Below are 15509 nucleotides of genomic sequence, written 5' to 3'. Positions count from 1 at the left end.
TGCCAACAGTGGCAGGATGGACACACATCGCACGAATACTGCCATGGCGGTTCGACGCAGGAGGTACGACATGAAGACGGTCGCCGTCATCGTCCAGGACGGGTTCGCGCCGTTCGAGTTCGGCGTCGCATGCGAGGCCTTCGGGCTCGACCGATCGGATGACGGCATCCCGAACTTCGACTTCCGCATCGTGACGCCCGAGCCGGGTGTCGTGCAGTCGAAGATGGGCTTCTCGATCAACGTCGACCTCGACCTCGCCTTCGCGTACGAGGCCGACCTCGTCGTGGTCTCGCCCACGCCCCGCCAGTACTGGGCGAACGCCGACGAGCGCGTGCTCGACGCCGTGCGCGCCGCGGTCGCCCGCGACGCCTGGGTGCTGAGCGTGTGCAGCGGATCGTTCATCCTGGGGGCGGCCGGCGTGCTCGACGGGCGCAGGGCCACGACCCACTGGATGTACGCCGACATCATGGCGAAGATGTACCCCGCCGTCGACGTCGACCCCGACGTGCTCTACGTGCAGGACGGGAAGGTCATCACGAGCGCCGGCACGGCCGCCGGGCTCGACGCCTGCCTGCACCTCCTGCGCCAGGAGCTCGGAGCCGAGCTCACCAACAAGATCGCGCGCCGCATGGTGGTCCCGCCGCAGCGCGACGGCGGTCAGGCGCAGTTCATCGATCGGCCGCTGCCCGAGGTGGCGTCGCTGTCGCTCTCGCCGGTGACCGACTGGATGGTCGAGAACCTCCGCCTCGAGCTCACCGTCGATCAGCTGGCCGCGAAGGCCCACATGTCGCCGCGGACGTTCGCGCGGCGATTCAAGTCCGACTACGGCGCGACGCCGGCGGCCTGGCTCGCCCGGCAGCGGATCATCCACGCACAGCGCCTGCTCGAGAAGACCGACCTCGGCCTCGACCGCATCGCATACGAGAGCGGCTTCGGCTCCGCCGCCGTCCTGCGGCAGAACTTCGCACGCGTCCTCGACACGACGCCGACCGCATACCGCGCCCGCTTCTGCTGCACGCGTGAGGCGATGGATGCCGCGGGCCGGCCGGCCTCGTCGATCGGCGAGCGGCGGCGCGACGAGGCCGGCGTCCTCGAACCGGTCGCCTGAACCACCCGCCTCGGGCGACGACCGCACGACCGGCGCTCGCTACGGTGTGACCGTGCGGATCGATCCGAAGCGGTGGTTCTCCCGCAAGACGCTGGGGAAGGATGCTTCCGCGGGCCTCGTGCTGGGCGTGGAGGCGGTGCCCGACGGGCTCGCCGCCGGGCTGCTCGCGGGCGTCAACCCCCTCGCGGGTCTGTACGCGTATCTGTTCGGGATGGTCGGCGCGGCGGTCTTCACCAGCAGTGCGTTCATGGCGGTCCAGGCGACGAGCGCGATGGCTCTCGTCGTCTCCGACGCGGGGCTCGACGCGACGCCCGATCCCGATCGGGCGCTGTTCACGCTCGCGATCCTGACGGGCATCGTGATGGTCGTCGCGGGACTGCTCCGCGCCGGGCGGCTCGTGGCGTTCGTGCCGACGCCGGTGATGACGGGCTTCATCACCGCGATCGGCGTGAACATCATCCTGGGTCAGCTCTCGAACTTCACCGGCTACGCCGCACGCGGCGCCAACCGCCTGACGAAGACGTTCGACGTCCTGCTGCACATCGGGCAGTGGAGCATCGCGTCCATCGTCGTCGGGACGATCACGATCCTGATCATCGTCGTGCTCCGGCCGACCCGCGTAGGGAGTCTCGGGCTGGTGGTCGCCGTCGTGGTCGGCTCGGTGTGCGCCGTGGTGCTCAACATCTGGGTGGGCGACCCCGTCGGGCAGCTGCGTGACATCGTGGACGTGCCGCGCGGGCTGCCGGCGCCCGTGCTGCCGAGCGTCGCGGACATCCCCGCCCTGATCGTGCCGGCGATCTCGCTGGCGTTCATCGGGCTCGTGCAGGGTGCTGCGGTCTCGGCCGGGATCCCGACGGTCGACGGCCGGCCCGCCGATGCCAACCGGGACTTCATCGGCCAGGGCGCGGGGAACCTGGTCGCCGGGCTCTTCCAGGGAATGCCCGTGGGCGGCTCGATGTCGGGATCGTCGATCATCGTCCAGTCGGGGGCGAAGACCCGCCTCGCCCTCTTCATCGCAGGCGCCGTCATGGCGGTCGTGGTGTTCGTCGCCTCCGACCTCGTCGCGTTCGTCGCGATGCCGGCGCTCGCCGGCCTGCTCATGGTCGTCGGGTTCGGTGCGATCAAGCCCAGCCGGGTGTATTCGGTCATCAAGTCCGGGCCGCTGCCGACATCGATCATGGCGGTGACCTTCGGTCTGACACTGATCATCCCGCTGCAGTTCGCGGTGCTCGCCGGGGTCGGCCTGGGGATCATCCTCTACGTCGCACAGCAGTCCAATCACGTGCGCGTGCGGGCCGTCGACATCGCAGCCGACGGCCGGCTGCGCGAGTCGGACCCACCTCCTGTCGTGCGCGGCGGCGAAGTGCTCGTCCTGCAGCCCTACGGCAGTCTCTTCTTCGCGAGTTCGCCGATCTTGGAGAAGCAGCTGCCCGAGGTGAGGCGCGAGTCGCGCAACGCCGTCGTGATCGTGCGGCTGCGGGGCACCGACCAGATCGGGCTGTCGCTCGTCGACGTGCTGCGGCGGTTCGCGCACCGTCTCGCCGACGCGGGCTCGAGCCTCAAGGTCGTCGCGACGGAGGACCGAGTGATCGACCAGCTCGAGGCGGGGGGCCTGCTCGACGACATCGGCGAGCGGAACATCTACAAGGGCACCGAATGGGTCGGCGCGACGCTTCGGCAGGCGTATGCGGAGGCTCGCGACGAGATCGACCGCGGGGCCCGCTGAGACGCCGACGCCGACGACGGATCGATCATCGAATCGTCCATCTATCCCCGCGTTCTCCCCATACTCGGCGCGACGGCATCCGCCTACCGTCGAAGGTGCGCGACATGACCCCCTCGTGTCGCCCTGACTTCAGCTCCCGTCCGATGGAGGACGCCACGCCGTGAGGATGCACCGATGACCGCCGACCCAACGCTGATCGCGGCCGCGCTCGACGCGGCAGCCGGGACGCTCGGCAAGGGCGTCCAAGCCGGCGCCGACGAAGCGGACGGGAAGATCGTGCTGCCCGAGCCGCCCGCGGACGTCCGCACCGCGCTGGACGAAGGTGGCGCCGTCGCGTGGAGCGAACCGCTCACCATCCGGACCTACGAGGCGCAGGATCCGAGCGTCTATCCCATGTATCTCGACCATCGGGTCTACCAGGGGTCGAGCGGAAAGGTGTATCCGATCCCCTTCACCGAGCGCGTTGCCGACGACGCCGCTCCTCGTGCATGGCAGGCGATCCATCTCGAGAACGAGCACGTTCGCCTGGTCGTTCTTCCCGAACTCGGCGGCCGCATCCACATCGGCTACGACAAGACGACGGACTACGACTTCTTCTACCGGAACAACGTGATCAAGCCGGCGCTCGTCGGGCTGGCAGGGCCCTGGATCAGCGGCGGCGTCGAGTTCAACTGGCCGCAGCACCACCGCCCTGCGACGTACCTGCCGGTCGAGACGGCGATCGAGAACGGCGACGACGGGTCGGTGACGGTGTGGTGCCACGACCACGAGCCGTTCAACCGCATGTCGGCGCAGCATGGCGTGAAGCTCAGCCCCGGAAGCTCGGTCGTCGAGCTCGTCGTGCGGCTCCACAACCGTACGAGCGAACGGCAGACCTTCCTCTGGTGGGCGAACGTCGCCGCGCGGGTGAACGACGACTACCAGTCGTTCTTCCCCGAGGACGTCCGGTACGTCGCCGATCACGCCCGGCGCGCGCTGACGGCCTTTCCGGCAGCGGATCGTCCCTACTACAACGTCGACTATCCGGCGCTCGCCGCTGAAGAACCGGGTGCGGACCGCATCGACTTCTACCGGAACATCCCGGTCCCGACCTCGTACATGATCGTCGACTCGCAGGAGGACTTCTTCGGCGGATACGACCACGGTGCCGGAGCGGGGTTCGTCCACTGGGCCGAGCGCCGGCTCTCGCCGGGCAAGAAGCAGTGGACGTGGGGCGATGCGCCTTTCGGTCACGCCTGGGACGACCAGCTGACGGACGGCGACGGGCCATACGTCGAGTTGATGGCCGGCGTCTACACCGACAACCAGCCGGACTTCTCGTGGCTGCTGCCCGGAGAGACGAAGGTCTTCTCGCAGTACTGGTACCCGATCCCCGCGATGGGGCCCGCTCATCAGGCGACCCCGGACGCCGCCGTCAACGTCGACCGTGACGGCGGGATCGCCGCCACCTTCGCCGTCACTTCCGCGCAGCCGGGTGCCGTCCTGCGGATCCTGCGCGATGCCGAGGTGGTTGCATCTGCGACGCACGACCTCGTGCCGGGCATCCCGGAGTCGGTCAGAGCCGGCGGTCTCGTGGCGGACGAGCGCGTCGCGGTCGAACTCGTCGATGCAGCCGGCCGGCTCCTTGTGCGGTGGACGCCGACGGAGTTCTCGGATGAGGAGCCCTGGGTGGCTGACGAGCCTCCCGTCCCCGAAGAGATCGACTCGGTCGAGGAGCTCTACCTCACCGGCCTGCACTTGAGCCAGTACCGGCACCCGACTCGCTCGCCCCTGCCGTATTGGGAAGCTGCCCTCTCCCGTGATCCTTCCGACGTCCGTACCAACCTCGCGTTCGCAGACTTCCACTACCGCTCCGGCCAGTACGTGAGGGCGCTCGACTTCGCCCGCACCGCCGCCGCCCGGCTCACCCGCCGAAACGCCAACCCGCCCGACGCCGAGGTGTTCTACCTCATGGGTCTGATCCTCCATCGGCTCGGTCGTGACGGCGAGGCCGAACAGGCGTTCGGAAAGGCGGGATGGGATGCCTCGTGGGCCCCGGCCGCAGGAGTCGAACTGGCTCGGCTGCTCGCACGTCGTGGCCGCAACCGCGCAGCGCTGCGCGTCCTCGACACGCTCGACGGCGTCGTGAGCCACGACACCCGTCGGACGGCCCTGCGCGCCATGCTCCTGCAGAGGTCGGGTGACCACGCGGCTGCGTCTGCACTGGTGCACCGTGCGCTCGCCGTGGATCCGCTGGATGCCACCCTTCGGTCGCTCGCGGGCAGTCCGATCGACGACGACCCGGGGCTGCTCCTCGACATCGCACTCGACTTCGCCCGCGCGGGGGAGACCGATCCGGCGCTGCGCCTCCTTGAGCGGGCTGCGGACGCGCCGGTCACCGGAGCCGGCAATGTGCGACCCATCGCGCACTACATCGCTGCTGCGATGCTCGACAGGCATGGCAGGAACGACGAGGCAGCGGCCTACCGCGAGAGGGCGCGTCATGCCGACCGCACGTGGGCGTTCCCTCATGGCCTCGATGCATTGGACGCACTCGAATGCGCCGTGCGCGCAGATCCTTCGGATGCCGTCGCGCTCTCGCTGCTGGGCATGCTGCTCTATGCATGCGGGCGACGGCGCACGGCCCTCGCGGCCTGGGAGCGCGCCATCGCGCTCGGCCTCGCGGACCCGGTCCTGTTGCGCAACTCGGCGCTGGCGGCATACAACATCGCTCACGATGACGAGCGGGCGCTGGAGCTCTACGAGCGAGCCATCGACCAGGCACCCGACGATGCGCGGCTGCGATACGAGCACGACCAGCTCGTCATTCGACTCGGCGAGACAACGGCCCGGCGCCTCGAATCGCTGCTTCCCATCCGGGAACTGATCCTCACGAGGGACGACTTCACAATCGAGTTCGTCCGCGCCCTCGTGGCGGAGGGCCGGGCTTCCGATGCACACGAGATCCTCGCGACACGGTCCTTCCATCCGTGGGAGGGCGGCGAGGGGCAGGCGATCGGCGCATGGGACACGACCATCGCCGCACTCGGGCTGCCGCCGACCGAGCCGCCGGCGACGCTCGGGGAGAGGCGGTCGCCGTACACGCCGCCCGCGCCGGTGCGCGACGACGGAGTGACCGAGTACTTCGCGACGAGCCATCCCGAACTGCTGCTCTTCGCTCGGCAAGACACGGATGAGTGACGGTGCCGACACCGGTCTCCGGCACTCAGCACGTTCTCCGCGCGGGAGACCACGTGGCGCACGTCGCCAGCATCGGCGCGTCGCTGCGCGCACTCCGTCGCGGCGACCGCGACCTGATCGCGCCGTTCGGTGCGGATGAGCTGAGGCCTTCGATGCGAGGCGCGCTCCTGGCGCCCTGGCCGAACCGGACGGCGAACGGCGAGTACGAGTTCGGCGGGCGTACACACCGCCTGCCGCTGACTGAACCCGAGCTCATGAACGCGGCGCACGGCCTCGTTGCCTGGCTCGACTTCGTCGCCGTCGCGAAGAGCGCCGACGCACTCACGCTTCGCGCGACCATCGAACCACAGCCCGGGTATCCGTGGCGGGTCCGAGTCGACACGATCTTCCGGCTGAGCGCGGACGGACTCGACCAGGAGGTCGTCGCCCTCAATGAGGCCGATACGGCGGCGCCCTTCGGCATGGGCGGTCATCCGTACCTCGTCGCAGGGCCGGCCCGTCCGCGTGCGATCGACGCGTGGTCGTTGCAGATCCCCGCGACGGAGATGGTTCTCGTCGATCCGGAGCGACTCCTCCCGGTCGGCTCCGTCGATGTCCGCGATGGGGATGCGCGGTTCGACTTCCGCACCTCGCGGACGATCGGCGACACCACGCTCAACCATGCGTTCACCGGGCTCGTGCGCGACCCCGACGGGGCTGCGAGAGTCCGAGTGCTCGATGCGGACGGCGACGGCGCCGAAGTCGTCTGGGACGAACGCTGCCCGTGGGTTCAGATCTACACCGCAGACGGGCCCGGCACCGGCAGCCATCGGCATGCGGTGGCCGTCGAGCCGACGACCTGTCCCCCGGACGCCCTCAACTCCAAGCGCGACCTCGCGACCGTCGAGCCGGGAGCGACCGTCAGCGCAGCGTGGAGCATCCGCGCGGTCGACGGGCAGCGGATGCCGCGCGCCTGAGCATTGCGGTCCTTCCCGGTGGTGTGTCCGGCCGCGCTCCCGGCCATGCCTCTGCGGCTCGCCTCCGGTCCGATCGCCCCCGGACACGGATCAGAGGAACGTCTATGTTCTCCGTTCGATCGTCCTGTGGCTCGAGGGTCTTCGCGCCCTACGGTCGGACCTGTCCGAACCGGACACTCGCCCCGGCATGAGGCCGAAGGATCATCGGCGATGAAGCCCGATCGGCGAGTCCGCTCTCAGTGAAGAGGTGTGTGCATGGTGCGTGGTGTGAATCGATGGGCGAGAAGAGGGCTGGCGCGACGCGGGGTGGCGATGTCTGCAACCGCCGCGCTCGTGTTCGCGGGGCTCGCCGTGGTCACGGCTGCGCCGGCCCTTGCGGCGGGATCCACGACGGCGGCGGATCCTGACGTGATCTCCTCGCCGGACGCCGGCGACGTGGCGAAGTTCTGGATCGGGGACGACTCTCTCCCCCACTACTCCGTCCTGCACGACGGCAATGTCGTCGTGGAGGACTCGCTCCTCGGATTCACGACGACGGCGGCTGACTTCAGCGAAGGCGTGGAACTGCTCGCGACTCCGACGGTCACGACCGTCGATCGAACCTGGGTGGACAATCTCGGTGCACAGAAGGTCGTGCCCGAGAAGCACGCCCAGTACACGGCATCTCTGAAGACGAAGGCGAACGACTTCGCCTTCGACGTGGTCTTCAGGGTCTCCGACGAAGGCGTCGCCTTCAAGTACGTCTTCCCGCAGAAGTCCGGAACGTCGTTCACCATCAGCCAGGAGACCACCCAGTTCAACCTGGTGAACTCGGCGAATGCCTGGGTCCACACGACGTCGCAGCAGACCGCTCCGAAGAAGACGGCCGTCAGCGCGATGACCTCCACTGCGGCCACCTACGCGCGCCCGCTCACGGTGGTCGGAACCGGGTATGCCGCGACGATCACGGAGGCGAACCAGCTCGACTACACCCGGATGTTCCTGAAGCCGACGGGCACCGCCGGAACACTCAAGGCGCATCTCGACGGTGCGACGGGGACCGACAGCACCCTCACCGCCTATCGCCTCACCCCGGCCACGGTCGACGTGAGCGCCTCTGCGTTCTCGACGCCGTGGCGTGTCGTGCTGACCGGCGACGACGAGGGCGAACTGGTCGAGAACGGGCACCTTCTGAAGACCCTCTCGCCGGCGCCCGACCCGGCGATCTTCCCCACCACGTCGTGGATCCAGGCCGGGACCAACGTCCGTCCGATGCAGCTCAACACGGCAGCCGCCCAAGGCGTCGTCGACACCATGGTCGCGCGCAAGATCGACTATCTCGCGGTGGACGCGGGCTGGTACGGGAGCGAGTACGACTACGCCAGCGACCCGTGGACGCCGATCGCCGGTTTCGACCCCGAGGCGATTGCGGACTATGCGGAAGCCCGCGGCAAGAAGGTGATCCTGTACATCAACTGGCGTGCGCTGCTCACGCAGTACAACAACGGCATGCTGGACGATCTCTTCGCGATGTACGCCGACGAATGGGGGATCGACGGGCTCAAGCTGGGATTCGTCCCCGTCGGATCGCAGAAGACCACCAAGATGGTCTACGACTGGGTGAGGCTCGCCGCCCAGCAGCAGCTCGTCATCAACATCCACGACGAGATGCTGACGACGGGTCTCGAGCGCACGTTCCCGAACATCCTCACCATGGAGGGCATCCGCGGGGATGAGGAGGCGCCCACACCCGCCGTCGACATCAAGTCGCTCTTCACGCGGGGCGTGGTCGGCACGGCAGATCACACGTGGAGCGACCGCAACATCACCATCCCGGTCGCGGGCCTGGGCGGCCACTACGAAGAGGGCCCGAATCCTCGATCGTTCCGATTCGCCGCGCCGATCGCGTTCTTCAGCGCGCTCACGACCCTGTACTGGTACGACACCCCGGCGTCGATGAAGGAGTCCCGCGAGCAGTGGGAGGACCTTCCGACGACCTGGGACACGACCGTGGTCCTCGAGTCCAAGATCGAGAGCCACGCGACCGTCGCCCGCAAGTCGGGTGACGAATGGTGGGTCGCGAGTCTCACGAACGGCGCCCGGACGGCGACGATCCCGCTGTCATTCCTGAGCTCAGGTGTCGACTATCGTGCCGCGATCGTCGAGAGCGATCCGACGAACGTGTCCGCCGGGGTCGTTGCGAACGAGGCGATCGTCGACTCCGCCTCGGTGCTGCGCCCGGCACTGCCGGCCGGCACGGGGTACACGGTGCGCCTGACGCCGGTGAAGAGCCTCGCCGAGGGCATCACGCCGACGCAGTCCTCGACCTACAAGACAGGCGCTGCGTCTCGGGCGACGGATGGGAACCCGGACGGGGTATACGCCAACGGGTCGGTGAGCCACACGAACGACACCGCGCAGCCGTGGTGGCAGGTCGATCTCGGCGCGGTGACCCCGGTGACGAACGTCGAGGTGGCCAACCGAACGGACGGCGGATGGGGCACGCGCCTTTCGAACTACTGGGTGTTCGTCTCCGACACGCCGTTCAACACGGCGCAGACGCCCGGCCAGCAGGCGGCGGCGGCGGACTGGTCGACGCATCAGACCGTCGCGGCGGGGTCGCCGTCGAGCTTCTCACTGCCCGCGGGAGTCGCCGGACGCTACGTCATGGTGAGGCTCGATGGGTCCGGCATCCTTTCGCTCGCCGAGGTCTCCGTGCACGGTCCTCGCGCTGTGAACCTCGCCGCCGGAGCCGTTGCGTCCCAATCGACGACGTACAACTCGAACGCCGCCTCCAAGGCGATCGACGGAGACGACAACGGCGACTGGGCAGGCGGGTCGATTTCGCACACCGACCCCAGTGCGACGACGGCACCATGGTGGCGGGCAGACCTCGGGGCCGTGAAGCCGCTGTCGAGCATCGAGCTGTTCAATCGCACGGACGGCGGGTGGGGGTCGCGGCTCTCGGACTACTACGTGTTCGTCTCGGACACGCCGCTTGATGCGAGCGCATCGGCAGCGACCCTCCAAGCCGCCGCCGACTGGTCGACGCATGCGAGCAAGCGGGCGAGCAGTCCGTCGACGTTCACGCTCCCGTCGGGCACGACCGGACGCTACGTGCTGGTCAGGCTCGCATCACCGGGGATCCTGTCGCTCGCCGAGGTGAAGATCTGGGGAGCGCCGCTCAGCATCTGAGCGATGTGCGAAACGCGAAGGGGGCGCGCGAGCGCCCCCTTCTGCGGTTGACGGCCGGCCCGCTCGGATCCTGCACGGCGCTCAGCCCTTGTGCTGAGCGCGGTAGGTCGAGGGGTTGACGCCGTGCAGGCGTCGGAAGTGTCGCGAGAAGTACAGCGGATCCGCGTACCCGATCGCCGTCGCCACCTCGCTGATGGAGAGCGAGGTGGTATCGAGCAGGCTCCGTGCGCGTGCCATCTTCAGCGAAGAGTGGAAGGCCGCCGGTCCTCCGCCGGTCGCCTGACGGAAGAGTGCGCTCAGGTGGGAGGGTGACATTCCGACGATCGCGGCGAGTTCGCCGACCTGGATGTTTCCATCCGGCCGTGCTTCGAGATAACGCATGGCCCTCTCCAGCGGGGATCCCTCGGCGGGCAGCACGCTGTCGGCCGCGATCCGGGTGAGGAGATGCCACGCGATCCCCGACGCTGTCAGCAGCTGGGCCGGCGACAGACGACGCTCGAGGGCGGTCACGAGTTCGTCGAAGAGTGCTGCGACGCGGTCGAGCGAGCGCAATGACGTGACGGGTGATTGCTGTCCGAGCACCGCTCCGGTCAGGTCCGCCACGTCGCTGCCACGGACGTGGAGCCACCAGATGCTCCACGGGTCGTCGAGGGAGGCCTCATACGCGTGGGGGGCGTTCGCGGGGATCGTGATGCACATCGAACGGGTGAGCGAGTACGTCTCGCCCGCGATCGTGACGCTGCCGCGGCCGGTGACGCAGAGCAGCAGGATCGTCTCCGCGGCGCCCTTCGACCGGATCCTCCGGTGGCCCATGGCGGCGGGGAAGTACCCGGCGTCCGTCACCGTGAGCCGCCGGGTGCCCGGGCGGGCGAGCGCCGCGTCGACCTGCGGTCGCGGCACGACGCAGAGGCGCTGATTGGCGAAACCCTCGATGCGATAACTCGGTGCCGACGGCTCCGGCGATTCGTCCATAGCCTCTGCCACGTGGCCCACCCTATCGAGAGCGCGGATCCCGACGATCAGGTGAGATTCGGTGTGAGCGTTAACAGTCGGGCCGACGCCGGGCTGCGGGCAGCCGGGTCAGGCTGCTCTCATCCTGACCGCGCCCCGACGGTGCAGGCGAGATCGCCGTGCTCGCGTAACGATCGGCAGAACGCCGACTCTCCTCCATACGTCGGACGGGCAGATTGCGACGCGAAGTGAGTGTCGTCCTCCGGCTCCAGATGATTGTCCATGTACTCCGTTCGATAGTCCTACGACGAAGGCCATGGGCGGTTCTAGTTTCGAAAATGCCCGAAGTGGACATCCACCCGGCCGGACGGTCGGCAGATCAACGAAGATGAAGGAACGCGGATGAAGAATCAAGAACGTCGCGCACACTGGCGCCGCGCGCTGGCCACCGGTGCAGCGACTCTCAGCCTCGTGGCGCTGACCGCCTGTTCGAGCGGCATGGAGACGTCGAGCGCTCCCGAGGCACAAGGTGCCGACGACGGACAGCTGACGATCGCGTTCCTGCAGAAGCAGGGTGACCAGCAGTACTTCATCGACGAGGCCAACGGTGCCAAGGAAGCCGCCGAGGCAGCCGGCGGTGTGAGCGTCAACGTCGTCGACCTCGGGACGGACTCGAACAAGGCGATCTCCGAGGTCGAGGCCGCCATCGCTCAGAACGTGGACGGCATCATCATCGTCGTGCCCGACCAGCAGATCGGCCCGCAGGTGATCCAGCTGGCCGAGGAGGCCGGTATCCCGATCATGGCCGCCGACGACACCATCGAGGACAGTGACGGCAACGCGGCTCCGTTCACGGGCTTCGACGGCACCTCGATGGGCGAGAAGGTCGGTGGGGAGGCGGCTCGCCTCTACCAGGAGGCCGGCTGGACCGCGGCGGACACCCGCATCCTCTCGGCGTACAAGGAAGACCTTTCGGTCTGCCAGCAGCGCGTGGAGGGAGCAGCCGAGGCCTTCAGCTCCGCCGTCCCCGACGGGCCCGAGGTGATCGACGTCGGAACCGACAACTCCGCCACGGACGCGCAGGACAAGGCGGGCGCCGTCATCACGGCCAATGCGGGTGTCAAGCACTGGATCGTGTGGGGCTGCAACGACGAGAACGAGACCGGCGTCGTCACCGCCCTCCAGAACTCGGGCGTCGCTCCGGCTGACATCATCGGCGTCGGACTCGGCGCCTACCTGACGTGCAAGGACTGGAAGGCCGGGCAGGACACCGGCAACAAGGCCGCGCTCTTCATCTCCGGAGTCGAGGTGGGCAAGGCGGCTGTGAACTCGATGGTGGACCTGCTCAAGAACGACGTCGAACTCCCGCCGCAGACGATCGCCAACACCGAGATCGTCGACGCGACGAACTGGGAAGAGGCCGGAGTGGTCTGCACCTGACCCGCGCCTTCCTGTGGGGCGGCCGCGTGGTCGCCCCACAGGAACACCCATTGCCGTCGACGATGAAAGGCACGAACGTGGTTGTCGAACCGATTGCGCTGCGAGCAGCGGGGATCACCAAGAGCTTCGGCCCGGTGCGCGCGCTTCGCGGCGTGGACCTGGAACTTCGCGCCGGCGAGGTGACGGCCCTCATGGGTGAGAACGGCGCGGGCAAGTCCACTCTCCTCAAGATCCTCAACGGTGACTACCGCCCCGACGACGGCGAGCTCGCCATCGGCGGCGAGCCGGTCGTGTTCGACGACCCCGCGGACGCCCGTCGCGCGGGACTGCGAGTGATCGCCCAGGAGCCGGAGATCCTCGCGGCTGTGTCCGTCGCCGAGAACATCTACGTCGGAAACCTCGGCGGCGTCGTGTACAACAGGCGGGCGCTGCTCGAGAAGACCCGCGCCGAGCTTCGCCGTTGGGGCTTCCATCGCGTGATCCGCGCCGATGCGCTCGGCTCCGAACTGTCGCCGGCTCAGCGCCAGATCGTCGAGATCATGCGGGCGGTGGTCAGCCGCCCGCGCATCATCTGCTTCGACGAGCCGACCTCGTCGCTCGGTGACGAGGAGGTCGACATCCTGTTCGACCTCATCCGCAAGCTCCAGTCGGAGGGCGTCGCGATCGCATACGTCTCCCACCGCATGGCCGAGATCTTCAAGCTCGCCGACCGGATCACGGTCCTGCGAGACGGTGCGTTCGTCGGCACGAAGATCGCGGCTGAGACGAACCACGCGGAACTCGTCCGACTCATGGTCGGCCGCGACCTCACCCAGTTCTTCCACCGCGAGCCCGCGGCCCTCGGGGGTGCGGTTCTCGAACTGCGCGGTGTCGGCAACGAGTTCGTCTCCGACATCGATCTGACCGTGCGAGCGGGCGAGGTCGTCGGCATCGCCGGGCTGGTCGGTGCCGGCCGGAGCGAGCTCATGAAGACGATCGCCGGCGACTACGGCGTGCGATCGGGACAGATCCTCGTCTCGGGTCGCGAGCGCAGGATCCGGCAGCCCGCCGACAGCATCCGCGCCGGCATCGGATTCGCTCCCGAGGAGCGCAAGGCGGAAGCGCTCCTGATGCAGCGATCCGTGCGCGACAACGCCGCGCTCGTCGTGCTCCGGTCGCTCTCGCGGTGGATCTTCGTGAACGACCGCGCGGAGAAGGCGCTCGCATCGGACTACATCTCGCAGCTGCGGATCCGCACCCCGTCCACAGAGCAGCTCGTCGCGAATCTGTCCGGCGGGAACCAGCAGAAGGTCGTGCTGGCCCGCTGGCTCGCGACCAAGCCCAAGATCCTGCTCCTCGACGAGCCGACCCGTGGCATCGACGTGGGTGCGAAGTCGGAGATCTACGCCATCATCGATCGCCTCGCGCACGAGGGCGTCGCCGTGCTCGTCGTGTCCAGCGAACTTCCCGAGGTGCTGGGCATCGCCGATCGGATCTACGTGATGAACAACGGTCGCATCGCCGGGGAGCTGCCTCGCGCCGAGGCGACCGAAGAGAACCTCCTGGCGCTCGCGATGGACGAGGCGGTCCCCGCGTGAACGCCGCCACCCGAAAGGAACACCGAGTGACAACCACAGCCGAACGGCCGCCCGCCGCCGTCGCCAGCGAACCGGAAGCCGAGGCGGTGCCCGCGTTCAAGCGGGTCGTGCGGGCGATCGGCGTGCAGAACATCTCGCTGCTCATCGCGATCGCACTCGTCGTGGCGATCATCGGCCTGCAGAATCCGCTCTTCTTCACCGTCGCCAACCTCAAGGTGATCGGCACGGCCATCGCGATCGTCGGCCTCCTCGCGGTCGTGCAGACGGTCGTGATCATCCTCGGTGCTCTGGACATCTCCGTCGGATCGATCGCGGGACTCACCTCGGTCACGTCGGCGATGATCTTCACCGCGAGCGGCTCGGCGGCCGTCGGTGTCGTGGGTGCCATCGCGATCGGCGTCGCGTGCGGTCTCCTGAACGGCTGCATCATCGTCTTCGGGCGGGTGAACCCGGTGATCGCCACGCTCGCGACCCTCGCCGCGTACAAGGGGATCGCGCAGCTGATCTCGGACGGTCGCGCACAGGGCTACACGGGCGCCGATCCGTTCTTCGTCTTCCTCGCGCGCGGAGCGATCGTCGGCGTTCCGATGCTGATCCTCGTGCTGGTCGTGATCGCCGCCCTGACGCACGTCGTCCTGCGGTACACGTCCATCGGCCGCAACATCTATGCGGTGGGCGGCAACAACATCGCCTCGCGTCTCGCGGGCATCAACATCAACCGCTACATCCTCGGCGTCTACATGATCACGGGCGCCGTCGCGGCGATCGCGGGCATCCTCATCACCGCCCGGACGGGTTCCGGCCAGCCGATCTCCGGCTCAGAGGGCCTCGAGCTGCAGGCCATCACCGCCGCGGCACTCGGCGGCGCGGCGCTGAAGGGCGGCAAGGGTGCGGTCGCCGGAACGATCCTCGCGGTCATCCTCCTGGGCGTCCTCACCAACGGCATGACGCTCGTCGGGGTGAACACCTTCTGGCAGAACGTCGCCCAGGGCACGCTGCTCGTGATCGCGGTGATGATTCAGCAGCTCCGCTCGGGGGAGCGGCGGATCGGCATCCCGGACTGAAGTCCCCGCTTCTGACGAGCGACCGGTCCACCGCCGCGCAGGCATCGCCTGCGCGGCGGTTCCGTTGCCGGCCGCGGATCGGGCGCGGCGAGGCCGCAACGAGCCGCTCAGTCGTCGAGGACGAACGTCACCTCGAGGGCGACCTGGTACGAGGTGATCGCGCCGTCGGTGCACTCGACCTTCTGCTCCTTGACCCAGGCCCCGCTCACGTTGCGCAGGGTCGAGTGGGCGCGCGCGACGCCCTCTCTGACTGCCGCCTCGAAGCTCTCCGGGGACCGGGCGGTGATCGTCGTGATGCGCGCGACCGTCGTATTGCTCATGATGAACTCCTCT

10 protein-coding genes are annotated in these 15509 nt (G+C 68.4%); 8 read left to right on the top strand and 2 right to left on the bottom strand.

The window, feature by feature from the left end; translation table 11 throughout:
* Positions 1–70 precede the first annotated feature (70 nt).
* The 5 genes from EER34_RS05425 (at position 71) to EER34_RS05405 (ending at position 10144) form a co-directional block, all read left to right on the top strand.
* The gene (locus tag EER34_RS05425; RefSeq protein ID WP_127473504.1) at positions 71–1108 is read left to right on the top strand and encodes a GlxA family transcriptional regulator; all 1038 of its coding nucleotides are present in this window, start codon (positions 71–73) and stop codon (positions 1106–1108) included.
* Positions 1109–1160: 52 nt separating this feature from the next.
* On the top strand, positions 1161–2834 hold the full coding sequence (locus EER34_RS05420) for a SulP family inorganic anion transporter (RefSeq protein ID WP_240642141.1): 1674 nt from the start codon (positions 1161–1163) through the stop codon (positions 2832–2834).
* Between the two features lie 174 nt (positions 2835–3008).
* The gene (locus EER34_RS05415) at positions 3009–6014 is read left to right on the top strand and encodes a tetratricopeptide repeat protein (RefSeq protein WP_127473502.1); all 3006 of its coding nucleotides are present in this window, start codon (positions 3009–3011) and stop codon (positions 6012–6014) included.
* Positions 6011–6970, top strand: a complete 960-nt coding sequence (locus EER34_RS05410) for an aldose 1-epimerase family protein (protein ID WP_338067928.1) — start codon at positions 6011–6013, stop codon at positions 6968–6970. The genes EER34_RS05415 and EER34_RS05410 overlap by 4 nt, the downstream gene beginning before the upstream one ends.
* A gap of 312 nt (positions 6971–7282) precedes the next feature.
* Entirely contained in the window at positions 7283–10144 is a 2862-nt protein-coding gene (locus tag EER34_RS05405) for a glycoside hydrolase family 97 N-terminal domain-containing protein (protein ID WP_164743457.1), read from the top strand.
* A gap of 81 nt (positions 10145–10225) precedes the next feature.
* Here the strand turns inward: EER34_RS05405 and EER34_RS05400 are convergent, their stop codons facing one another.
* Positions 10226–11128 carry an AraC family transcriptional regulator gene (locus tag EER34_RS05400; protein ID WP_240642139.1) on the bottom strand — a complete coding sequence of 301 codons (903 nt, stop codon included), beginning with the start codon at positions 11126–11128 and terminating at the stop codon, positions 10226–10228.
* 369 nt (positions 11129–11497) lie between these two features.
* Here EER34_RS05400 and EER34_RS05395 point away from each other — a divergent pair, with 369 nt between their 5' ends.
* The 3 genes from EER34_RS05395 to EER34_RS05385 all read left to right on the top strand — a co-directional run bounded on the left by EER34_RS05395 (position 11498) and on the right by EER34_RS05385 (position 15176).
* Positions 11498–12535, top strand: coding sequence for a substrate-binding domain-containing protein (locus tag EER34_RS05395; protein ID WP_127473500.1), 1038 nt, complete (start codon positions 11498–11500; stop codon positions 12533–12535).
* Positions 12536–12612: 77 nt separating this feature from the next.
* Complete coding sequence (locus tag EER34_RS05390; protein ID WP_205791385.1) at positions 12613–14112, top strand: sugar ABC transporter ATP-binding protein; 1500 nt, start codon at positions 12613–12615, stop codon at positions 14110–14112.
* A gap of 26 nt (positions 14113–14138) precedes the next feature.
* Positions 14139–15176 carry an ABC transporter permease gene (locus EER34_RS05385; protein WP_205791383.1) on the top strand — a complete coding sequence of 346 codons (1038 nt, stop codon included), beginning with the start codon at positions 14139–14141 and terminating at the stop codon, positions 15174–15176.
* 107 nt (positions 15177–15283) lie between these two features.
* On the opposite strand, the gene EER34_RS05380 is transcribed toward EER34_RS05385, so the two are convergent.
* A complete protein-coding gene (locus EER34_RS05380) occupies positions 15284–15496 on the bottom strand; it encodes a dodecin family protein (protein ID WP_127473498.1) in 213 nt (70 codons plus the stop codon).
* Positions 15497–15509 lie beyond the last annotated feature (13 nt).

Source organism: Microbacterium sulfonylureivorans (genome assembly GCF_003999995.1).
GTDB classification, from domain to species: domain Bacteria; phylum Actinomycetota; class Actinomycetes; order Actinomycetales; family Microbacteriaceae; genus Microbacterium; species Microbacterium sulfonylureivorans.
This window is presented reverse-complemented; position numbering and strand designations above follow the sequence as displayed.

Coding starts and splice junctions, on each gene's coding strand:
- EER34_RS05425 (WP_127473504.1), top strand. CDS start 71: ATGAAGACGGTCGCCGTCATCGTCCAGGACGGGTTCGCGCCGTTCGAG.
- EER34_RS05415 (WP_127473502.1), top strand. CDS start 3,009: ATGACCGCCGACCCAACGCTGATCGCGGCCGCGCTCGACGCGGCAGCC.
- EER34_RS05405 (WP_164743457.1), top strand. CDS start 7,283: ATGTCTGCAACCGCCGCGCTCGTGTTCGCGGGGCTCGCCGTGGTCACG.
- EER34_RS05395 (WP_127473500.1), top strand. CDS start 11,498: ATGAAGAATCAAGAACGTCGCGCACACTGGCGCCGCGCGCTGGCCACC.
- EER34_RS05380 (WP_127473498.1), bottom strand. CDS start 15,496: ATGAGCAATACGACGGTCGCGCGCATCACGACGATCACCGCCCGGTCC.